At 70.7% G+C, this 20,182-nt stretch carries 22 protein-coding genes; 8 read left to right on the top strand and 14 right to left on the bottom strand.

Going from position 1 to position 20,182, the window contains the following annotated elements:
• Window positions 1-272 precede the first annotated feature (272 nt).
• Genes KYK13_RS11050 through KYK13_RS11020 form a run of 7 tightly spaced genes read right to left on the bottom strand, consistent with a single transcriptional unit; the run spans window position 273 to window position 6,264 of the window.
• On the bottom strand, window positions 273-1,268 hold the full coding sequence (locus KYK13_RS11050) for a sulfotransferase (RefSeq protein WP_223644031.1): 996 nt from the start codon (window positions 1,266-1,268) through the stop codon (window positions 273-275).
• Window positions 1,268-2,137 (bottom strand): family 3 encapsulin nanocompartment shell protein, encoded by an 870-nt coding sequence (locus KYK13_RS11045; protein ID WP_223644030.1) that lies wholly within the window; start codon window positions 2,135-2,137, stop codon window positions 1,268-1,270. The genes KYK13_RS11050 and KYK13_RS11045 overlap by 1 nt, the downstream gene beginning before the upstream one ends.
• Before the next feature lie 45 nt (window positions 2,138-2,182).
• On the bottom strand, window positions 2,183-3,226 hold the full coding sequence (gene argC, locus KYK13_RS11040) for an N-acetyl-gamma-glutamyl-phosphate reductase (protein ID WP_223644029.1): 1,044 nt from the start codon (window positions 3,224-3,226) through the stop codon (window positions 2,183-2,185).
• Entirely contained in the window at window positions 3,223-4,068 is an 846-nt protein-coding gene (locus KYK13_RS11035) for a RimK family alpha-L-glutamate ligase (RefSeq protein WP_223644028.1), read from the bottom strand. Before KYK13_RS11035 ends, argC begins: the two co-directional genes overlap by 4 nt.
• Window positions 4,069-4,077: 9 nt before the next feature.
• A complete protein-coding gene (gene lysW / locus KYK13_RS11030) occupies window positions 4,078-4,281 on the bottom strand; it encodes a lysine biosynthesis protein LysW (RefSeq protein WP_223644027.1) in 204 nt (67 codons plus the stop codon).
• Between the two features lies 1 nt (window position 4,282).
• Window positions 4,283-5,320 (bottom strand): transketolase family protein, encoded by a 1,038-nt coding sequence (locus KYK13_RS11025; protein WP_223644026.1) that lies wholly within the window; start codon window positions 5,318-5,320, stop codon window positions 4,283-4,285.
• On the bottom strand, window positions 5,320-6,264 hold the full coding sequence (locus tag KYK13_RS11020; RefSeq protein ID WP_223644025.1) for a thiamine pyrophosphate-dependent enzyme: 945 nt from the start codon (window positions 6,262-6,264) through the stop codon (window positions 5,320-5,322). The genes KYK13_RS11025 and KYK13_RS11020 overlap by 1 nt, the downstream gene beginning before the upstream one ends.
• A gap of 279 nt (window positions 6,265-6,543) precedes the next feature.
• Here KYK13_RS11020 and KYK13_RS11015 point away from each other — a divergent pair, with 279 nt between their 5' ends.
• A complete protein-coding gene (locus KYK13_RS11015) occupies window positions 6,544-8,130 on the top strand; it encodes an AMP-binding protein (protein WP_223644024.1) in 1,587 nt (528 codons plus the stop codon).
• Window positions 8,131-8,370: 240 nt separating this feature from the next.
• Here KYK13_RS11015 and KYK13_RS11010 read toward each other — a convergent pair whose 3' ends face one another.
• On the bottom strand, window positions 8,371-8,646 hold the full coding sequence (locus KYK13_RS11010) for a hypothetical protein (RefSeq protein WP_223644023.1): 276 nt from the start codon (window positions 8,644-8,646) through the stop codon (window positions 8,371-8,373).
• A gap of 11 nt (window positions 8,647-8,657) precedes the next feature.
• Window positions 8,658-8,798 (bottom strand): hypothetical protein, encoded by a 141-nt coding sequence (locus KYK13_RS11005; RefSeq protein WP_223644022.1) that lies wholly within the window; start codon window positions 8,796-8,798, stop codon window positions 8,658-8,660.
• Window positions 8,799-9,007: 209 nt separating this feature from the next.
• Here KYK13_RS11005 and KYK13_RS11000 point away from each other — a divergent pair, with 209 nt between their 5' ends.
• From KYK13_RS11000 to KYK13_RS10990, 3 genes are all read left to right on the top strand, one after another.
• A complete protein-coding gene (locus KYK13_RS11000; RefSeq protein ID WP_223644021.1) occupies window positions 9,008-9,268 on the top strand; it encodes a phosphopantetheine-binding protein in 261 nt (86 codons plus the stop codon).
• Window positions 9,269-9,363: 95 nt separating this feature from the next.
• Window positions 9,364-9,963 (top strand): 2,3-diphosphoglycerate-dependent phosphoglycerate mutase, encoded by a 600-nt coding sequence (locus tag KYK13_RS10995; protein ID WP_223644020.1) that lies wholly within the window; start codon window positions 9,364-9,366, stop codon window positions 9,961-9,963.
• 130 nt (window positions 9,964-10,093) lie between these two features.
• Window positions 10,094-10,795, top strand: a complete 702-nt coding sequence (locus KYK13_RS10990) for a DUF4476 domain-containing protein (RefSeq protein WP_223644019.1) — start codon at window positions 10,094-10,096, stop codon at window positions 10,793-10,795.
• Window positions 10,796-10,805: 10 nt separating this feature from the next.
• On the opposite strand, the gene KYK13_RS10985 is transcribed toward KYK13_RS10990, so the two are convergent.
• Window positions 10,806-11,309: a hypothetical protein gene (locus tag KYK13_RS10985; protein WP_223644018.1), complete on the bottom strand. Its 504-nt coding sequence runs from the start codon at window positions 11,307-11,309 to the stop codon at window positions 10,806-10,808.
• A 167-nt stretch (window positions 11,310-11,476) separates the two neighbouring features.
• Between KYK13_RS10985 and KYK13_RS10980 the strand changes: the two genes are divergently transcribed.
• Complete coding sequence (locus KYK13_RS10980; protein WP_223644017.1) at window positions 11,477-12,940, top strand: chondroitinase-B domain-containing protein; 1,464 nt, start codon at window positions 11,477-11,479, stop codon at window positions 12,938-12,940.
• Window positions 12,941-13,000: 60 nt separating this feature from the next.
• On the opposite strand, the gene KYK13_RS10975 is transcribed toward KYK13_RS10980, so the two are convergent.
• Window positions 13,001-13,396, bottom strand: a complete 396-nt coding sequence (locus KYK13_RS10975; RefSeq protein WP_223644016.1) for a hypothetical protein — start codon at window positions 13,394-13,396, stop codon at window positions 13,001-13,003.
• A gap of 49 nt (window positions 13,397-13,445) precedes the next feature.
• Window positions 13,446-14,567: a cytochrome-c peroxidase gene (locus tag KYK13_RS10970; RefSeq protein WP_223644015.1), complete on the bottom strand. Its 1,122-nt coding sequence runs from the start codon at window positions 14,565-14,567 to the stop codon at window positions 13,446-13,448.
• 267 nt (window positions 14,568-14,834) lie between these two features.
• Here KYK13_RS10970 and KYK13_RS10965 point away from each other — a divergent pair, with 267 nt between their 5' ends.
• Entirely contained in the window at window positions 14,835-15,233 is a 399-nt protein-coding gene (locus KYK13_RS10965) for a (2Fe-2S) ferredoxin domain-containing protein (RefSeq protein ID WP_223644014.1), read from the top strand.
• 443 nt (window positions 15,234-15,676) lie between these two features.
• Complete coding sequence (locus tag KYK13_RS10960) at window positions 15,677-16,768, top strand: acyltransferase family protein (protein ID WP_223644013.1); 1,092 nt, start codon at window positions 15,677-15,679, stop codon at window positions 16,766-16,768.
• 6 nt (window positions 16,769-16,774) lie between these two features.
• Here the strand turns inward: KYK13_RS10960 and KYK13_RS10955 are convergent, their stop codons facing one another.
• Entirely contained in the window at window positions 16,775-17,959 is a 1,185-nt protein-coding gene (locus KYK13_RS10955; protein ID WP_223644012.1) for a tRNA-uridine aminocarboxypropyltransferase, read from the bottom strand.
• Between the two features lie 103 nt (window positions 17,960-18,062).
• Between KYK13_RS10955 and KYK13_RS10950 the strand changes: the two genes are divergently transcribed.
• A complete protein-coding gene (locus KYK13_RS10950) occupies window positions 18,063-18,839 on the top strand; it encodes a 16S rRNA (uracil(1498)-N(3))-methyltransferase (protein WP_223644011.1) in 777 nt (258 codons plus the stop codon).
• Here the strand turns inward: KYK13_RS10950 and KYK13_RS10945 are convergent.
• The gene (locus tag KYK13_RS10945; protein WP_370645409.1) at window positions 18,784-20,172 is read right to left on the bottom strand and encodes a DUF2914 domain-containing protein; all 1,389 of its coding nucleotides are present in this window, start codon (window positions 20,170-20,172) and stop codon (window positions 18,784-18,786) included. The two genes, KYK13_RS10950 and KYK13_RS10945, sit on opposite strands and share 56 nt — an antisense overlap.
• Window positions 20,173-20,182: the final 10 nt, after the last annotated feature.

Here is a 20,182-nt window from a genome sequence, read left to right as displayed (position 1 = left end):
GTGGCACACCCAACCCCGGTGCTTCAAACCCGGTCCGACTGCCCGACAGGTTTTCCTGGCCCGGATGGACCGGCGGCTCTCCCAACGCCAGCGCCTCAAGACCTGTCCGACTGTCCGACAGGTTTTCGCGGTCCGGGCGGCAGAGCGGCCCCAGGCCCCGGTGATTCAGAACCTGTCCGACAGTCGGACAGGTTTTTGTAGCCCGCCGCCGCCGGGGGCCCCGCCGGTTTCTTGCCTTCTCATCCGTGAGGACAGGGCTCATGTCCGCAGGCTCAGGAGCGGGGCTCCGCGCCCGCTGCGTCCGGCGCGGTCCCTCCGACGGGAGCCCGCCTCGCGCCGCTGAAGTACCCGTACTTCGCCATCAGGGGCCACGCGAGCGCCACCGTGAGCGCCTTCGCTCCAGAGGCCAGCTCCCCCTTCCACGCGTCGTCCTCGCCGCGCAGGAGCGTGGGCCCGCTGCGGAAACGGTCCGGGTTGCCGGTGACGGTGTGGTTCTTGCCCAGCACCACCGTGCGCCCCTTCACCGGGTTCTGTGCACGCGGCACGCCCACCAGGTCCAACACCATGTCCACGGCATGGTCCGGCGCGGCAATGAAGTCCTCGTAGCGGAGGAAGAGCGACTGGGCAGGAAACCTCCGCGTCACCTCCTCCGATGCGGCGTTGAATCCCAGCCAGTACGCCGTGCTGCGCGCGGCGGACATGGGGACGACGTACTGCTTCGTCTTTGTCCACGAGTGCGTCACCGCGCGCGGGTCTCGCACCAGGTGCAGATAAAGCGGCCGGATGCCCTCCACGCGCGGCAGCAGCGCTGCCTCGGAGGGGAACTTCCCACTGTCCACCAGCACCGTGCTCCCCGTGGCCCGCGCGATGGTCCGGTACGTGCGCGCGAGGAAGTCCGCGTGCGCCTGGAGCGCCTGCGAATCCCCCGCCTCGTCCAGCACCCGCAGCGTGTGCCGCGTGCGCACGGCGGCCTGCTGACGGCGCACCACCGCCTCCGCGTGCGCTCGCGGCGTCAGGCCCGCCGGTACGTCGGAGCTCAACACCGTGTTCCAGATGCCGCACTCCAACAACTGCTGCCCGCAGCCGCACAGGGTGTTCGAGCCGTTCCCGTAAGCGTTCTTCCACAGGAAGCTCAGCTCCCCCACGTGGAAGAAGCCCGGCACCTCGTTGAGGACGTTGCCCAGGATGGTGCTGCCGCTGCGGCACCAGCCCGTGATGTAGAGGACCGTGAGCGACGCGCCCTCGCCCTTCGCGCTCGCCGTGGCCATCAGGTCAGGGACGCCACGAAGAAGTGGGTGGGCAGGTGCACCGCGAGCGTCGTGTAGACCTCGCCGTACGCGGCCAGGCCCTCGCGCGGGAAGATGCCTGGCGGTGGCTCCGCGAACCGGATGACCGAGCGCTGGCTGTCATACAGCGTCGCCGCGGCGGTGAAGTCCCCCACGATGATGGTGCCCGGGTTCACCATGCGCGTACGGCACAGGCGGATGCCCATGGCCGCCAGGTCCGACAAGAGCGACTGCTGGCCCACCAGGTGCTCGTAGAAGTCCAGCGAGTTGATGACGATGCCATCCGCGGACCCGCCCATCTGCTCCACCTGCGCGCAGGCATTGAGCAGCGAGGCCACCGCGTTCTTCTTCGCCGGCAGCCGCACGATGCCCGGCGTGTGCATGAGCCCCCGCACGCCGTCCCCACCCTTGCCGATGCACAGCGCCTGGTTCTCCGCCGTGTTCAGCCGCACCAGCAGCCGGAAGTCGATGAACTGCGCCAGCGAGTGGGCATCCTCCAGCAGGTTGCGAGGCACTTGAATCCACGCGCGCGTGGGTTTGAGCGCCTGCGTGTCCTGGTGGAACTCGAAGCCCGCTTCCGGGCGCAGCTCCAGGTCCTGCACCGGCCCGGTGGGCTTCGTCTGGGGGTGCGTCTCGTACCAGAAGGGCACCGGGTCGCGCTCCGCCCTGGCCGTCTTGAACATGCCGCGCACCGCGATGCGCGGACGGCGCTTGAAGCCGGGGAACGCGTCCACGATGGACGTGTCGTAGTCCACGTGCGCCTGCGTGCCGTGCTTCTGGACCGCGGCCGCGAACGCCGCGCCCGGGGACAGCGACGCGTCCGCCTTCGATTTCGTGCTCAGGATGCTCATGGCGTGAGGCTCCTCGGAGTCAAGATGCGCGAGTCAGACTGCGGTCTAGAGCGGATGCAGCCCCCGGAAGCCCAGCCCTTCCGTCTCCGGGCGGCCCAGCATCAGGTTCAGCGCATGCACCGCCGTACCAGCGGCGCCCTTCACCAGGTTGTCGATGGCCGCGTTCACCACGATGCGGCCCCGCTCCCCGTCCACGTCCACCGACAGGTCACAGTGGTTCGTGCCCAGGAGCGGCCCGGGCTCCGGGAACGGCGACAGCGACGCACTGGGCCGCAAGAGCCGCACGAAGGGCTTCTCGCGGTAGCGCGTGGCGATGGCGCGCACCACCTCCGCCTCCTCCACGGGCCGCGCCGCGAAGGCGTGCACCGTCGCCAGGATGCCGCGCACGCCCGGCACCGCCGTGGCGCTGAAGTGGATGGTGGGCTGCTGGCCGGTGACGCGAGCCACCACGCCCTCCAGTTCCCCCGTGTGCCGGTGGCCCACCGGCTTGTAGCAGCGCAGCGCGTTCGCGCGCTCCGGATGATGCGACGAGCGGTCCGGCGTGGAGCCGCCCCCAGACGAGCCCGTCTTCGCGTCCACCACCAGCACGTCCGGGCGCGCGAGCCCCGCATGCAGCAGCGGCAGTAGCGCCAAGAGCCCCGCGTGCGCCATGCAGCCGGGAATCGCCACGTGGCGCGCGTTCGTCAGCGCATCACCCATCCACTCGGGCAGCCCGTAGACGAACGCGGGCACGTCGTCCGGGCGCGGGTGCTTGCCGTACCAGCGCGCGTGCCCCGCGGCGTCCAGGCGGAAGTCCGCGCTCAGGTCCACCACCCGCTCCGCCAGCCGGGACACCTTCGGCCAGCGCTGGATCAACTCCCCCTGCGGCAGGCAGCTCACCAGTACGTCGCAGGGCTCGAGCGCCTCGTGCGGCGTGTAGCGCAGCATCCCCACCCCGCGCAGGTGCGGGTGCGGAAAGTCCAGGCGCTTGCCGGCGAACTGGCCGGACGTGGCCTGCACCACCTCCACCGCGGGGTGCGCGAGCAGCAGGCGCAGCACCTCGCCACCGGTGTAGCCCGCGGCCCCCAGCACCGCCACGCGCACGCTCATCTCCGGGCTCCGGACACGATGTAGTCCGCGATGAGGTCCGGCAGCGGGACGCCCGTCTCCTCGATGCTGCGCGCGAACTCCACGCAGTGGTTGATTTCGTTGACGTAGATGTCGCCGCCGCGCGTCTCCAGCAGGTCCACCGCCACCATGTCCCCCCCCACCGCTTCGGCCGCGGCCTCCGCCAGCTTCGCGTGCGCCACCGGCACCTCGTAGCGCTCCGGCACGGCGCCTCGCGCGGTGTTGGTGACCCAATGCTCGGAGCGCCGCCTCAGTCCGCCCACCGCCCGGCCGATGACGTAGACGCGCAGGTCATAGCCCGGCTTGTCCACGTACTCCTGCACCAGCGCCACGTGGTCCTGCGCGCCGCCAGTTCCGAAGCGCGTGGACAGCACCCCTTCCGCCGCGGTGCGCGAATCCAGCCGGGCCACCATCCGGCCCCAACTGCCCAGCACGGGCTTCGTCACCACCGGGTAGCCCTTCTTCTCAATCGCCTCCAGGCACGCGTCCTCGTCGAAGGCCACGAACGCCCACGGCATGGGCACGCCCCTCGCGGCCAGCGCGGCGCTGGTGAGCGCCTTGTCTCCACACAGGGAGATGGTCCGCGCGCTGTTGAGCACGCGCAGCCCCTTCATCTCCAGGAACGTGGCCAGGTAGCGCGCACGGGTGAAGGACATGCTGCGCATCAACACGGTGTCGGCCTCGGTGAGGCGCTGCCGGTCCATGGACAGCACCATCCCGGAGTCCTGCACCAGGTTGACGGCGCAGTCGCGCCTGCGCAGCGCCTCGAGGAGGAGCTTCTCCTCGGTGCGCACGCGCGTATAGACGAGGTCGACCTTGCGCATGGCGCGGGTCTACTCCCCCCAGTCTTCCTCGACCTCGGGAGCCTCCTCGAGCCGCAGCGGGTTGATGCCCACCACCTCCAGCTCGGCGGAACAGCCGTCACACGAGAGGACCTCGCCCACCATCCGGTTGCCGCCCGGCACCGGCTGCGCGCACAGCGGGCACTGCTCCGGCGGCACGGACTGCGTCATCGGGTTCGGGTTCTGGACCTGCATGTCAGTCCCTCCTCGTTGTGGATTCCACGGCAAACACCGGGGTTCTTGGGAGCACTTCCAGGACGCGCTCGGCCACCTGCCCGCCCTCCAACCCGTGCCCCTTGAGCAGCGCCTCGTGCGAACCGGCGCGCGAGTCGTACCGGTCCTGCAAGCCCACGCGCAGCACGCGCCGCTGGAGGTCCAGCGTGCACACCGTCTCGCTCACCGCGCTGCCCAGTCCGCCCAGCACGTTGTGCTCCTCCACCGTCACCAGGAGGCGCGTGCGTGAAGCCGTCTCGCGCACCGCCTCCTCGTCCAGCGGCTTGAGCGTGTGCATGTTGAGCACGCGCGCGGCGACGCCCTGCGCCTCCAGCAGCTTCGCGGCGTCCAGCGCCACGGACACGCCCACCTCGCCGTGCGCGAGCAACCCCACGTCGTCGCCCTCGCGCAGGAGCGCCGCGCGGCCCAGCTCGAACGGCGGGCGCGGCACGTCCAGCCGGGTGACGCGGTTGCGACCCAGCCGCAGGTACACCGGCCCGTCGTGCTGGAGCATCGCGCGCGTGGCGAGCACCGTCTCCAGACCGTCCGCGGGCGACACCACGGTGAGGTTGGGCATGGCGCGCAGCACGGCCAGGTCTTCAATCGCGTGGTGCGTGGGACCGAAGAAGGCGCCCGCCACGCCGCCGTAGTCGCACACCAGCTTCACGTTGGCGCGCGCATAGGCCAGGTTCAGCCGCACCTGCTCGCACGCGCGCATCACGCCGAACGCCGCGAAGCTGTGCGCGATGACCGTGTGCCCGCCGTGCGCGAGGCCACACGCCATGTCCAGCATGGTGGCCTCGCAGATGCCCAGGTTGAAGTAGCGCTGGGGGTGGCGCGCTTCGAATGGATCGCTCCCGCCGCCCAGGTCCGCCTCCAGGAAGACGACGCGCGCGTCCTCCTCCGCGAACCGCGCGGCCGCGTGCCGGAACACCAGACGGTTGGACAGGTCCGGGTGCGCGGCGAGCCACGCCTCCGGCGACCGGGCCAGGTCCAGCGCCGGGGCAAGTGACGCGCTCATCAGGCGTCCTCCCCCAGCGACGCGAGCGCCCGGCGCAGGTGCTCCTGCGAGAACACCGCGTAGTGCGGCCCCTTGCCCTTGAGCATCGGGACGCCCGCGCCCTTGCGCGTCCTGGCGACGATGGCGCGCGGACGGCCCCCCGCGACAGGCGCCTCCAGCGCTGCGACGAGCGCGGGCAGGTCGTGCCCGTCCACCTCCAGCGACTGGAAGCCGAACGCGTCCAGCCGCTGCACCAGCGCCTCCTGGGAGAGGATGGCTTCGGTGGGCCCGTCGTTCTGTCCGCCATTGCGGTCGATGATCAGCGTCAGGCCCGTGAGCTTGCGGTGTGAGGCCACCTGGAGCGCCTCCCAGTTGGAGCCCTCGCCCATCTCCCCGTCGCCGCAGACGACGAAGGTGCGGTTGGGCTCACCGCGCAGCACGTGCGACAGCGTCAGCCCCACGCCCAGCCCCAGGCCGTGGCCCAGGCTTCCGGTGGCGAACTCCACGCCCGGCACCGCCGCGTTCACGTGCCCGGTGAAGACGCTGCCGTCCGCGTTGTACTCGCGCACCAGCGTCTCCACGTCCACGAAGCCGAACTCCGCCAGCGCCGCGTAGAGCCCCGCCGCCGCGTGCCCCTTGGACAGGATGAGGTGGTCGCGCCCGGGTGCCTTCGGCGCGCGCGGATCCACGCGCATCACCCGGCCCAGCAGGGCCACCAGGATCTCCACCATCGACAGCGAGCCCCCCAGGTGACAGCCGGACGGCGTCGCCGCCAGCCGCACGATGGTCCGCCGGATCCGCGTCGCCCGGCCCGGCAGGAGCGCCAGCCCCGCGTCCGACGCGGCGCCCGCAACCCCGTCCCCGGAGCGGGCAGGCGTCACCGGCCCGCCAGAGCCCGCGGGTTCAGCTGGCGTCCGCGCGTCGCGCGACAGCCCGGGGGTCGTTGAGTTCGCCGAGAAGGTCATGCCCGTAGCGTCGCTGACACAGCCCCGGAATCCGGCTGTTGTGAGACACCCTAGGAAAACGCATCATGCGCCGTCAACGCGGATTTTCTTAAGATATAGATGTACGAGAAAAAACCGTCTTACCCGGCAATCTCGCGGTGTTACACGCGCGGCGCGCCCGGCATTCCCTGGCTTCGCTCACTCGGAGGAGACCTTCGCATGGGGCAGCGTTTCCATAACGCAGCGGCAGTGGAGAAGGGTTCGGAGTACCGGCGAAAGGGTTGGTGGCGAGACACCACGGTGGTTGACGATCTGCGTCGCTGCGTCGAGGCGCACCCGGACAAGACCGCGATCATCGCCGCACGGTATTTTTCCAAGGACATCACGCGGCTGACGTACGCGGAGCTCGCGCGGTACATGGATCGCTTCGCGCTGGGGCTGCGCGAACTGGGCGTGGGGCGCGAGGACATCGTCGCGGTGCAGCTGCCCAACGGGTGGCACTTCACGGCGCTGGCGCTGGCGTGCGCGCGGCTGGGGGCGGTCATCGCGCCCATTCCGCCGGACTACCGGCGGCGCGAGGTGGAGTTCATCCTCGGTCGCACGGAGGCGTCCGTGTACGTGGGGCCCACGTCGTGGACGGGTCACTCACACCGGGACATGGCGCGCGACATCGCGGCGGTGCTGCCGTCGCTGCGCCACCGGGTCCTGCTCGGCGCCAACACCGACCTCCAGGCGGGCGAGCGGGACTTCGAGCGCCACTTCATCGAGCGCGAGTGGGAGAAGGAGGCGTCACTGGAGGGCGTGGCCCCGGCGGCCGCGGACGACGTCTGCAACATCCTCTACACGTCCGGCACCACGGGTGAGCCCAAGGGTGTGGTGCATTCACACAACACGAACTACGGCATCACGCGCGCGCTCTGCGACACGCTGGGCATCGACGGAACGGACGTGGTGGCGCTGCCGTCGCTGCTGACGGCGTCCACGGGGTTCACGTACTCGTACCTGATGCCCATCCTGCTGGGGGCCACGGCCATCTACATGGACGTGGGCGACCCGGAGCTGACGCTCAAGCTCTTCGAGGAGCACGGCGTCACGTTCACCTACGGCATCCCCACGTACCTGATGAACCTCATCGCGGTGCAGCGCAAGCGCCAGCGCGACACCTCTTCGTTGCGGCAGCTGGCCACGGGCTCCATCCCGGTGCCGCCGCACCTCATCGCGGCGGTGCGCGAGGTGTTCGGCGTGCGGCTGCATACGCTGTGGGGCATGACGGAGAACGGCGCGGTCACCATCACCCGGCATGAAGACGCACCGGACTGGCCCAGCCAGAGCGACGGGCGCGCGGTGGCGTGGATGGAGACGAAGATCGTCCCCGCGCTCGCGGAGGACGGCACGCCGTATCCGGATGGGACCGGAAGGCTGCTCGTGCGCGGCGCCAGCCAGTGCCTCACCTACTTCAAGCGCGACGACGTGTACGCCGCGGCGGTGGACGCGGAGGGCTGGTTCGACACGGGCGACCTGGCGCGCGACGACGGGCGGGGCGGCATCCGCATCGTGGGGCGGCTGAAGGACGTCATCTTCCGGTACGGGTACAAGATCCCCGTGGTGGAGGTGGAGTCCACGCTCTACTCGCACCCGAAGGTGAAGGAGGTCGCCATCGTCGCGCACTCGGACGACAAGATTGGCGGCGAGCGGGTGTGCGCCGTCGTCGTGGTGCGCGAGGGCGAGGCCCCGCCCACGCTCAACGAGCTGCGCGACCACCTCAAGCAGCAGGGCATGTCCAACCAGTACTGGCCGGACCGGTTGGAGCTCATCGACGAGATGCCCAAGACGGCCACCGGCAAGGTGCGCAAGTACCTGCTGCGCGAGCGATTGAAGTCCGCGTGAGCGGGCGGGAGGAACGGCCGTGAACCCGAGCCCCGAAGAAGCCCCGAGCCGCACGGACACGGAAGCGAAGCTCGCGGCGTGGTGGAGGTGCGCGCGCTCGCCGGGCACCTGTCACCGCCGAAGGACGCACCGCCGGTGGCCACTCCCGCACAGGCACAGGAGCCGGGCGCGCGGCGGCGGGACGACCTGCGGCGCATGGCCCCGCGGCGAGGCCGGCCCGGCTCCAATTGAGCCGGCCGCTCAGCAGAGTTGGAGGAAGGGGAACCAGATTCCCCGCCAGGTGACGACGCCGATGTTGGGACGGATGTGATTCACTTCGAGCGTGGTCACATCCACGTCCTCGATAACACGCGTGAAGGGCGGCAGTGGCGTGTCCTGGAAGAGCTGCTCCTGGAGCAGCCTCCGGGCATCCTCCAAGCTATAGGCCGTCACGCCGCAGCCATGGCTCAGGCCCTGCGAACGCACGAAGGCGTCGTCGGGGAAGTGGATCCAGTAGCGATGGAGCAGCGAAGACATGCGAGCCTCGTTCAGGGCATGAAGGCCGCGAGCTTCGCGCCCAATCCCACGGCGTTCTCCCGCAGGAGCATCGACAGGTGATTGCCGGGCACGGACTCCACCCGGACCACCGCTCCCGAGTCCAACCATTCCAGCCCCGCGTGCTTCGCCATGGATTCAATGACGGTCGCCGCGCGGAAGAACTCGGTGGCCGCTCCGGCCGCGTTCGCGTCGTCCCTGGCTCCCGAGCCTGCCAGGGAAGCCCGGAACCGGGGGGGTACGAAGCCCGCCTGCCTGCCCTGGCGCAGCCCGACTTGACGCGGTATTTCTATTTTTCTCAATTTACAGTCATTCCAGCATCCCCACCCGGAGGAATCACACCATGAGCACCCCGAGCGCAGGCCCCTCGCCCATGGAGGCGCGGCTGGCCGGGTACTGGCAGGAGCTTCTGGGCGTGGACGCCGTGCGGCCGGAGGACCACTTCCTGGAGGTGGGGGGCAACTCGCTGCTGGCCACCCTGCTGGCCAACCGCATCGAGGACGACCTGGGCCTCCAGGTGGGCATGGTGGACCTGTTCAACACGCTGAGCGCGGTGGCGGCCGTCTGCGAGCGCCTCCAGTTGGAGACCCAGTCCACCGGGTGACGGTCGCTCAGGCGTGGTCGCAAGACGACGGGCCGGGCGGGTGCATGGGGCTTGCCTCTTTTCCCCCTCCCCCCGGTTGGGCTAGCAGGAGGGCCATGCCCATCCTCGCTCTCGTCCGTCATGGTCAGTCCCTGTGGAACCACGAGAACCGCTTCACCGGCTTCGTGGACGTGCCCCTCACCGAGCAGGGCCGCGGCGAAGCCCGCAAGGCCGCCGAGGCCCTCCAGGGCCTGAAGTTCGACGTCGCCTACACCTCCGCCCTCAGCCGCGCGCAGGAGACGCTCGCCATCCTGTTGGACACGCTGGGCCAGCGCCCGCCCGTCATCCGCGACGCGGCCCTCAATGAGCGCCACTACGGCGACCTGCAGGGCCTCAACAAGGCGGACGCCGCCAAGGAGTTCGGCGAGAAGCAGGTCCACATCTGGCGCCGCTCCTATGACGTGCCGCCCCCCAACGGCGAGTCCCTGGAGATGACCGCGAAGCGCGTGCTGCCCTTCTTCGACCGCGCCATCGCGGGCGACCTGCGCCAGGGCAAGAACGTGCTCGTCGTGGCGCACGGCAACTCCAACCGCTCGCTGGTGATGCGCCTGGACAAGCTGTCCGGTGAGACGGTGGTGGGGCTGGAGCTGGCCACGGGCGTGCCGCTCGTCTACGAGATTGGCGCCGACGGCCAGGTCATCTCCAAGCGCGGCTGAAGACGCCCTGATGCCTCGCGGTGAGGGCCGCCCGGGGCCTTCTTGGAGCAAGCAGCGCGGGGGGCTTGAATGCGCGGCCCTTCGTCCCGTCAGATGGGACGAAGCACGAACACCCCCAAGGATGCACACCATGAAGGCCCTGACCCTCGCCGTCGTCCTGCTCACCTCCGCCGCCTCACTGGCCCAGACGGCACCGCGCGCCGAGGACTCCGTCAACTCCGCGGCCGCCGCGGACTTCCGCCGCCCCCCGCCCCCGGGTCACTCCACGCCGCGCCCGCCGCAGCCGATGCCGCCCCCGCCGCCCGCGCGCAACCAGGCCGTCGTCGACCGCGACCAGGTGGCGCGCCGCATCGACCGGTTGGAGAACGCGCTGCGCGACGCGATGTCCCGCACCAAGGACGCCAAGGGCCGCGAGAGCATCCGCGCCGCCATGGAGGAGCTGGACAAGCTGAGCGAGTACGTGGCCGACGCCCCGCCGTACGTCGTGAACATCCCGGCCCCGCCGCAGCCGATGCCGCCTCCGCCGCCGGTGGTGCGTCCCATCTCCGACGCGCAGTTCCGCAGCATCACCCAGGCGATGGTCCGCGAGTCCTTCCCGCGCGAGAAGCTGCGCATCCTGTCGCAGGTGGCGCCCAACGAGAACTTCCTCGTGTCGCACATCCTGTCGGTGCTCGGGCAGTTCTCCTTCTCCGGCGACAAGCTGGAGGTGGTGCGCCTGATGCGGCCCACCCTGCTGGATCCGCAGAACAGCTACCAGCTGTACCAGGCCTTCCCCTTCTCCAACGACAAGGAGAAGCTCCAGGCCATCCTCGAGAGCGGCGGGCGCTACTAGCCCTCCGGCCTCACCTGCGGAGCGCGGACCAGATGGTCCGCGCCTGCGGCGAGTCCACGGTGGCGTGGACGCCGGCCACCACCCGCCCTTGCGCATCCAGCGCCAGGACGTAGGGGGTGTCGCTGGGAGCAAGGCCCAGCGCCCTGGCCATGCCGCCGTTCTTGTCCAGCCAGGTGTCCTTCCAGTAGTCCCTGGGCACCTGGTTCTTCGCCTTGCCTCGCGCGGTCCCCTCGCTGACGAAGAACGGCAGCTTGAGGGAGATGAGCGACTGGCGGTGCACCGAGTCCGGCATGTGCTCGTCCGCCGCGTTGAACCAGTCGCGCATGCGGTCGCCCGCGTCCTTGTCGGTGATGACGACCACCAACGTGGGATGCCCCTTGAGCTCGTCGCTCTCATGAGGACCGGACGTCAGGTCGCGCGCCGCGAACTCCGGCAGCGGCTGTCCTCGCGAAGGCAGCGCGAACACGCCCGGGGCCGTGAGCAGCACCCCGGCCAGCGCTGAGACCCGGAGCATGGACCATCCCCACCGGGAGTCCTGATTCTGGAAAGCCATGCGAGGACAGGTGCTCACGGGAGCGTCCATCCCCTAGCGCCCGGAATCCCTGCGCACGCAAGGCCGCCTGCCCTGCCGGAGGATCCGCTAGCGTTGGGGCCTCCCAACCTCCTTTTCATGGATTCCCATTGAAAACCGTTTCCTTCGCCCTGCTGCTCCTGCCCCTGACGGGCGGCGCGGCCGTGAAGAGCGTCACCACCGTGACCGAGCTCCAGGCCGCGCTTTCGTCCGCGAAGGCCGGAGATGAGATCGTCCTGGAGGACGGCACGTACACCGTGAACGCGAACCTGAGCTGCTCGGCGGAGGGCACCCAGGCGGCCCCCATCACGGTGCGCGCGAAGAACCGCTACGCGGCCATCGTGCGCTTCAACGCGCAGGAGGGCTTCAAGGTCTCCGGCCGCTCCTGGACCTTCGACGGGCTCACGGTGGAGGGCATCTGCGCGAATGACGAGACCTGCGAGCACGCCTTCCACGTCACCGGCCACGCGGAGAACTTCGTCCTGCGCAACAGCCGCGTGCGCGACTTCAACTCGCAGCTCAAGGTGAACGCGTCGCAGAACGGCAGCGGCGTGTGGGAGATGCCGCACAAAGGCCTCATCGAGAACAACGAAATCTACGACACGCATCCGCGCGTGACGTCCACGCCCGTCAACAAGGTGAACATCGACACCGGCGATGACTGGGTGGTCCGCGACAACGAGCTGCACGACTTCTCCCGGCAGGGCGGCATCTCCTACGGCGCCTTCATGAAGAGCGGCGGCAAGCGGGGACTCTTCGAGCGCAACCGCGTCCTGTGCGTGAAGGACCGGCCCGAGGGCGACACGCGCATCGGCCTGTCGTTTGGCGGTGGCGGCACCGGCAACCAGTACTGCGCGCCGGCCTTCGACCCCAACGTGCCGTGCTCGCCGGAGCACACGGACGGCATCATCCGCAACAACATCGTGGCCAACTGCTCGGACGTCGCGGTGTACCTGAACAAGGCCGCGAACACGCGCGTGCTGTTCAACACGTTCGTCGGAACGCTGGGCGTGGACTACCGCTTCGCGGCCTCCACCGGCGAGGCCGTGGGCAACGTGCTGACGGGCGTCATCCGCAACCGCGACAGCGCCACCGGCACCCAGAGCTCGAACCGCTCGAACGTGGACACCAACACCTTCGCCACCTGGTACGTGGCGCCGCTCAAGGGCGACCTGACGCGCAAGGGTGATGTGTCGTCGCTCATCGGCGCGGCCCCGCGCAACAGCCTGGCGCCGGAGGACTTCTGCGCGCGCGCCCGGCCGGCCTCGGCCACGCTGGGCGCCGTGGAGCACTCGCTGGGTGACTGCTCCGCGAACCCGGGCGGCGGCACGGACGCGGGCACCGGTGGAAACACGGACGCGGGGACGGGCGCCGACGCGGGCACCGGTGGAAACACGGACGCGGGGACGGGCGCCGACGCGGGCACCGGCGGAAACACGGACGCGGGCTCGGGTCCGGTGAAGGAAGCACCGAACGGCGAGGTTGAGGGTGGATGCAACGCGAGCCCGGGTCTGCTGCCCGTCCTCCTCACGCTGCTCGCGCCCCTGGCCCTGCGCCGCCGCAGCCGCCGCTAGCGGAAGGGCCCCACGCGAGGCGGCTGGAGGTCCCAGCCGCTTCGCCTCACGCGCGCCTGCTTAGAACGCGGTGGAGACGAACAGGCCCGGGCGGATGGCCAGGATGCCGCCCGCCACGAGCGCCAGCGACACCAGCGTGCCCACCAGCGGCAGCACGTAGCCGGGCGGCGTGCGCCGGCGGTTCGCGGACAGGGGGCCCTGGATGGCGCCCACCGCGAGGATCATCATCACGATGTGCCCGATGAGCGCCGGGTAGTACCCGCGCGTCACCAGCACGCCGATGCCCACCAGCACCTGCAGCTGCAGGAAGCCGGAGTAGGACGCGCCGATGATGCGCCCCACCTTGTCGAACGGGCGCTTCGTGGCGACCGCGAACGCGAAGAACGCGAGCGCGATGACACCGGACAACAGCACCAGGTAGCGAAGACCCGAGTGGAGATGGAAGAAGAAGGTCATGGACGCGAGGGTTTAGCACCCGCCGGGCGGGGTGCGACGTTTCCGGCAGCTATGACGGGTCCGGCTTGGGGGTACGCTTCGTGCTGGGAGGCAGCGGCGGCGCGGAGATGCGCTCGGAGGCGGGCAGTTCGCCGGTGAGGCTCTTGAGGAAGGCCACCAGGTCCTCCACCTCGCCGTCCTTCAGCGTGCGGCCCAGCTGGTAGCGGCCCATCAGGCGCACCATGGTGGGCAGGTCCTTCACGCTGCCGTCGTGCAGGTAGGGCCCGGTCTTCTCCACGTTGCGCAGGGTGGGCACGCGGAAGTAGCCCCGGTCCTCCTCGTTCTTCGTCGCGTCGAAGCGGCCCGCGTCGGTGAGGGCGGGGTACGCCTCCACCAGCCCCAGCTTCTGGAACGACGCGCCGCCCACCGCCGGGCCGTTGTGGCACGTGGTGCAGCCCGTGGTGACGAAGGCCTCCAGGCCGCGCTGCTCCTGCGCGCTCAGGGCGGCGTGCTCCCCGGCGAGGAAGCGGTCGAAGCGCGACGGCGTGGTGAGCGTGCGCTCGAAGGCGGCCAGCGCCCGGGCGGTGTTCGTCAGCGTGACGGGCTTGCTCTGCTGGGGGAAGGCGGCGCGGAAGCGCGCGGTGTACTCGGGCATGGACGACAGCGTGGCCTCGACGCGCTTCGCGTCCGGCATGGCCATCTCCACCGGGTTCATCATGGGCCCTTCCGCCTGGGCCTCCAGCGTGGCCGCGCGGCCGTCCCAGAACTGCGCGATGTGGTGTGCCGCGTTGTAGACGGTGGGCGAGTTGCGGCTGCCCTTCTGCTTCTTGTGCCCCTCCGACAGCGCCTTGTTGTCCACGCCGAAGGTGTCGAGGCCGTGGCAGCTGTTGCAGGACACGTCGTGGTTCTTCGACAGCCGGGGCTCGTGGAAGAGCATGCGCCCCAGGGCCACCTGCTCCGCGGTGTCCTCGGGCAAGGGCGCCTGGTTGCGAGGGGCCTGGAAGAAGTGCGACGCCAGCCGGGCCACCGCCTCGGCATCCGGCGCGGTGGGCTTCGGGGCCTGCTCCGCCACCGGAGCGGGCGCGGGCGGCTTCGCCTCCGCGGGCGTGCTGGATGAGCGCTCACAACCGGAGAGCGCGCCCACGCCCAGCAGCGACAGGGTGAACCCGAGCAGCAGTCGATTTCGCGGCATGTGCGGAGCCTCCCGTGAGCAGCGCGGGCGCACCGTATCAGCGCCCCGCCGTCTGGGCCCGCGACGGAACGCCGCACCCCTCCCCCAGGCTTTCCCCTCCCATCAGTCCCGCACCGCCCGCCCGGACAGCGGCCCGGCGGACGCGATGGCGCGCCGCTGCGGAACAAAGCCCACACAGCTACCTCTTTTTCATCAAGGCCCCGGCGGTGTGCCGGGCCCACGCAATGGCGCATCCGCCTGGAAGCGGGGCGCCCCGGAGGACGGCGGATGCAGGACGACGACACGGGCGGCAAGGGGCGGGAGGTGGACGTGCTCGTCTGCCGCAAGTGCCTGGCGAAGAGCGCCCGGAGCGGAGGACAGGACCTGCCGCGCTGGCTCCAGGGTGAGCTGGCCGAGCGGGGCCTCGCCGGACAGGTGCGCGTCACGCCCACCGGCTGCATGAACCAGTGCCCGCGCCGGCAGGTCACCGTGCTCGTCTCCGACACCGAGGACCCCGAAGGCCGCATGCTGCTGGTGGAGCCCCGGCTCCAGCGCGACCTGCTGCTGAAGTTCGTGGAGCGCCGTGCCCGTCCGGACGCGCCCGACGCCTCGCCCGGCGGCGACGGTGGGGGGCGGGGGCAGGAGCACCTCGGTGATGAACCGGTCCACGAGGAACGAAGCCAGTAGCCCCGTGGCGGTGCCCGCGGTGTCCCACGCCAGGTCCTTCATGGAGAAGACGCCGCCGCGGGCCCGGTCATACACCTCCTTGCCCGCGCCCACGCCCAATCCGAGTCCCACGCCGGTGAGCGCCCGCGCGACAGGCGACTCGAAGAGGAGCGCGCCCGCGCCGTAGCCCACGCCCGTCACGGCCACACACGCGGCGAAGTGCCTGGGCTTGTCGCGGCCAAACCAGTCATCGCCAGACTCCGCGAGAGCGGAGGTCGGGACGGAGAGGAGCACGAGGGTGGCGAGCGCGGAGCGGGCGGACATGCATCCACCCTGTAGCATCCCGTGCATGGGAGGGGACCTGGGCTGGGAGTGAAAATCCAGGTCGTTTCCGCGCCTGCCGACCCCCACGGTTGGTGCGTTTTGGAGACGAGGCCCGAAGGTGGGCTTATGCTCGGTGCGTTTTGAAAGGATTCGCTCCCTCTCTCAACTTCCGGCAGACCCGGCACCCCGCGCTGGATGGCGCGCGCGGACTGGCCGTGCTCGCCATGGTGATGGGCCACACGCTGGACGCACTGCTGGCGCCCGCGTTCCGGGACCATCCGTGGGTCCAGGAGTACTGGAAGCTGCGGGGCATCACCGCGCCGCTGTTCCTGCTGGTGAGCGGCTGGGCGGTGGTGATGGCGCTGGGCACGAAGCCCGGCGCCGCGAAGGACTCCTTCGGCCGCCGGTTCCGCCGGGCGCTGTTGCTGCTCTTCCTGGGGTACCTCCTGCACTGGCCCGGCTGGGGCGCGGTGCGTGAGCTGGGCTTCACCGACGCCATGCTGCGCAAGGTGTTCCAGTTCGACGCGCTCCAGTGCATCGGCTCGGCGCTGCTGCTGGGCGCCATGGCGCTGGTGGTGACACCGCACCGGGGCGCGCGGGCGCTGCTGTTGGGCGCGCTGGCGGTGGGCATCCCCCTGGCGAGCGCCGGGATGTGGCAGGCGGGCGAGCACCTGCCGGTGCCGCTGCAGCAGTTCATCGGCAACGGGGAGGGCAGCCGCTTCCCGTTCTTCCCCTGGGCGGGCTACTTCTTCGCGGGCGCTTTCGCCGCGCACGGGCTGCACCTCTTGAAGCCGGGCCTGCCGCAGGGCTTCTCGCTGCTCGTGCTGGGCGGAGCGCTGCTGGCGCTCACCCGCTGGGTGCCCGTCGACTGGACGCCCACCAGCCCCACGGTGGTGACGTACCGCGTGGCGCAGGGCCTGCTGGTGCTGGGCGTGGTGAACCTGCTGCCGCGGCGGTTGAGCGGCCTGCTGGCGCCCATGGGGCGGATGTCGCTGTGGATCTACGTGCTGCACCTGCCGGTGGTGTACGGCTGGGCGGACATCGCGGGCCTCGCGCAGCGCATCGGTCCGCGGCTGGGCATGGCGGCGGCGCTGGGCGTCTCCGTGGTGCTGCTGGTGGCCTGCTACATCATCGCCCGGGTGGGACGCTGGGCGCGCGAGCAGGCCCGTCCGTGGCGCGCGGGCTCCACGACGCTGGAGGCCAGCATCGGCACGGCCCGCCTGGGCCAGTAGCGGGCCTCAGCCCTCGGAGCCGGTGCGAGGCAGCTTCGCGGGCGGCTCCGTCGCGTTTCCACGGCGCACCAGCTCGCGCGTCACGGACTCCAGCGCGCTGATGCGGCGGCCCGCGCGGCCCCGGGCCCACGTGGCCACCTCCGTCGCCTTGAGCAGCTCCACCGCCTGCTCCACGCCGCCCGCCTTGCCCTTGAGCGCCCGCGCCGTGGCCAGCCGCACGTTGCGCGCGGCCCTGCGCGCCAGGCCCCCGTTCCAGAGCAGGTCCAGGGCGAACGTGGTCCACACCGTCAGCTCGTCGTCCGGCCGCAGGAAGGCCTCGAAGCGGGCCAGCGCCTGCGCGCGCGGCTCACCGGCGCGCAGCTCCTCCTCTGACAGCTCCACGTGCAGCGGCGTGCTGTGCGCGAGCGGCTGCTCCGGCGAAATCACGGCCTCGAAGCGCTCGCCCGTGGCGAAGCGGACCGCCACCAGGTGCACCAGCTCCGGCGGGATGCCCGACTCCAGCGGGTGCGCGTTCGCCTCCGCGTAGAAGAGGACCAGCCGGTCCGAGGCCTCCGCCAGCGAGCGCAGCTCCAGCGGCGGGCGCCACTCCCCCTTGTAGATGCGGCGGCGGTTGGGCGTCGTGCGCGTCTCCTGCCGCTCCAGCTGCGTGTCCACCATGAACTCGAACGCGCCCAGCATGCGGTCGAAGTAGTCCGGCTTGCCCTCCAGCTGGCCCAAAATCTCCGCCACCGCCTCGATGGTGGAGACGCAGTGGTCCGCGGGCTCCGCGCGGATGCGGTAGTTGCTCGGGCGGCGCGGCACGAAGCCGATGCGCGGCAGCGCCGCGAGCACCGGGTTGCGCATCACCACCTTCTTCGCCTGCGGCCAGGTGCCGTCCACGACGATGAGCGTCTCCGGCGGGTTCGCCTGGGCCTCTTCCACCGTGATGGCATCCTCGCCCGGGAAGAGCACCGCGACGCGCTCGGGGTTCTTCGCCAGCTCCTCCAGCCGGGCGTGTCCGGTGAAGTCCACGCCCCGGTGCAGCTCCGAGTTCGGCAGCGACAGGTGCGCCATGCGCGCCGTGCCGATGGCCACGCGCCGCTCCCGTGGATGCTGGAGGAACACCACGCGCGTGCGCGTCTGGAGCTGGGGGACATGCGCGCAGTAGCACGCGCTTTCAGGACGCAGACACTTGATGCAGAAGGTACGCACGCTGTGGCCCTTTATCACGGCCCCGGGCGCGAGCGTCCGGAGCGGCCCGTCCTGGAGGCTCGCCCCCTCCCCTGCCCGGCCGGGAACGGCTACATGGGGGACCGTGAACCTGCTCCTGCTCTTCGACGAGGACTTCCAGCCGGACGGCTCCGCCCGGCTCACCGGCCGCCGCGCCCAGCACGCCCGGGAGGTCCTCAAGGCCGAACCCGGCGAATCCCTGCGCGTGGGCCGCCTGAACGGCCTCACCGGCACGGGCGAGGTGCTGGAGAACACCCCCGGCGTGCTCCACCTGCGCGTGGACCTCACGGAAGCGCCCCCGCCCCGGGCGGGCGTGGACCTGCTCCTGGCCATCCCCCGCCCCAAGGCGCTCAAGAAGGTCCTGCCCGCCGTGGCCTCCCTGGGCGTGGACCGCATCGTGCTGGTGAACGCGGCGCGCGTGGAGAAGAGCTACTTCGACTCCAAGGTGCTGAACGAGGCCTTCGTCCGCGAGTTGCTCCTCCAGGGCCTGGAGCAGGCCCGCGACACGCGCCTGCCGGAGGTGCTGATCCGCGAGCGCTTCCGCCCCTTCGTCGAGGACGAGCTGAACACCGTCTTCGGCCCGGAGCCCCTGCGCCTGCTCCCCCACCCGCCCGCCACCCACTCGCTCCAGGCCCGGGACATCGCGCACGCCACGCGGGTGGTGCTCGCCATCGGCCCGGACGGAGGCTGGGTGCCCTTCGAGGCCCAGCTGCTGGAGACGCACGCCTTCCAGCCCTTCTCGCTGGGCCCCCGCATCCTGCGCGTGGAGACGGCGGTGCCGGTGCTGCTGGGTCAGGTGACGCTGCTCAAGGCGCCGGCGCCGGGGCCGCTTCCACCGGCGCGGTCGCCGCCGCGGGCATGACGGCGGGCTGGAGCTTCTGCCAGTCCTCCAGCGAGATGGGCTTGATGACCTTGAGCACGGACACGTCCACCTTCTCCGGGCGCGGCTCGGTGCGCGTGTCCTCGGTGACGGTGAAGTTCAGGCGGTTGATCTCATGCCCGTCCTCCGTCTCCAGCACCACGCGCCAGTCGCCGGGCTTGGGCGTGGTGCCCGGCTGCGCGTAGTAGCGGTAGCCGCCCTCCGTGCCGTTGCTGCTCACCGTGGCGAGGAAGCCCTTGCCCAGCGCCGTCCAGCCCTTCTCCGGGTGGTCGAAGTACCAGCGCACGCGCACGCGGTACTGCTCGAAGCCCTTGGGGGCGAAGATGCGGAAGAAGTACACGGGCTGCTCACCGGCGCGCACCATGAAGTCCTGGTCCCCGTGGTGGAACGCCGTCCACACCTTCCACCAGGGCTGCGACTCCGACGTCAGGTGATACACGCCCGGGGAGACGCGCTTCACCGAGTGGTAGATGCCGCTGTACTGCACCGCCAGGGGCACCGGCGGGATGATGCCCAGCAGGTAGCACCCGAGCAGCAGCGCCTGCGCGGCGAAGCCGGGCACCGCCACCGAGCGCAGCAGCGCCTTCGCGTCCGGGCGCCACCGCTGGACCACGCGGAACAGCCCGTACACGCTCCCGCAGCCCAGCGCGACGGACAGCGCGAAGATCCACCACCCCAACCGCCCCAGCAGCACCGGCAGCAGCGACGCGAAGTACAGCGTCACGCACAGGCTGAAGACGGCCACGCGGATGACGGGGCCCAGCTGCCGGAAGCGCGGCAGCTCGTTCGCCACCAGCAAGCCGAACATGCCCGCCATGAACAAGAGCGGCGTGATGCCCGACGAGCTCTTGAAGAGGAACAGCGTGAAGGCGCTCAGCAGGCTGCCCAGGAAGAAGTGCAGCGCGTCCTCGCGAAAGCGCCACACCTTGGACAGGAGCTTCGGCGGCTCGACGCCTTCGGGGTAGCGCTGCTCCAGCACCAGCAGGACCGCGAGGATGGCCAGGTACGCGAAGTTCTGGACCTCCGTGAGCACATCGTCGACGGGGCTCAGCGTGAGGACGTCGTAGAGGAAGCCCGCGAAGAAGAAGAGGGCCATCTCCTGCTTCTCGTACTTCGCGCGGAAGGCCTGCACGCGGTCCACCAGCGTGGGCGTCTTCTCCGTGCTCACGAGGTCATCCGGATCCGCGACCGCGGCGCCGGGCGTGGCGGCCACGACGTTCGCGCCGGGAGGCAGCGGACCGCCCTCCACCGGGCTTCCGGGCACTTCGGTGGATGCGTCCTGCGGCTTCGACTCAGGCGGTGTGACGGTGAGCACGGCGGCGTTC

The sequence above is a fragment of the Corallococcus sp. EGB genome (assembly GCF_019968905.1).
Lineage (GTDB): Bacteria > Myxococcota > Myxococcia > Myxococcales > Myxococcaceae > Corallococcus.
The sequence above is the reverse complement of the archived record's forward strand: the minus strand, read 5'-3'. Positions and strand labels throughout refer to the sequence as shown.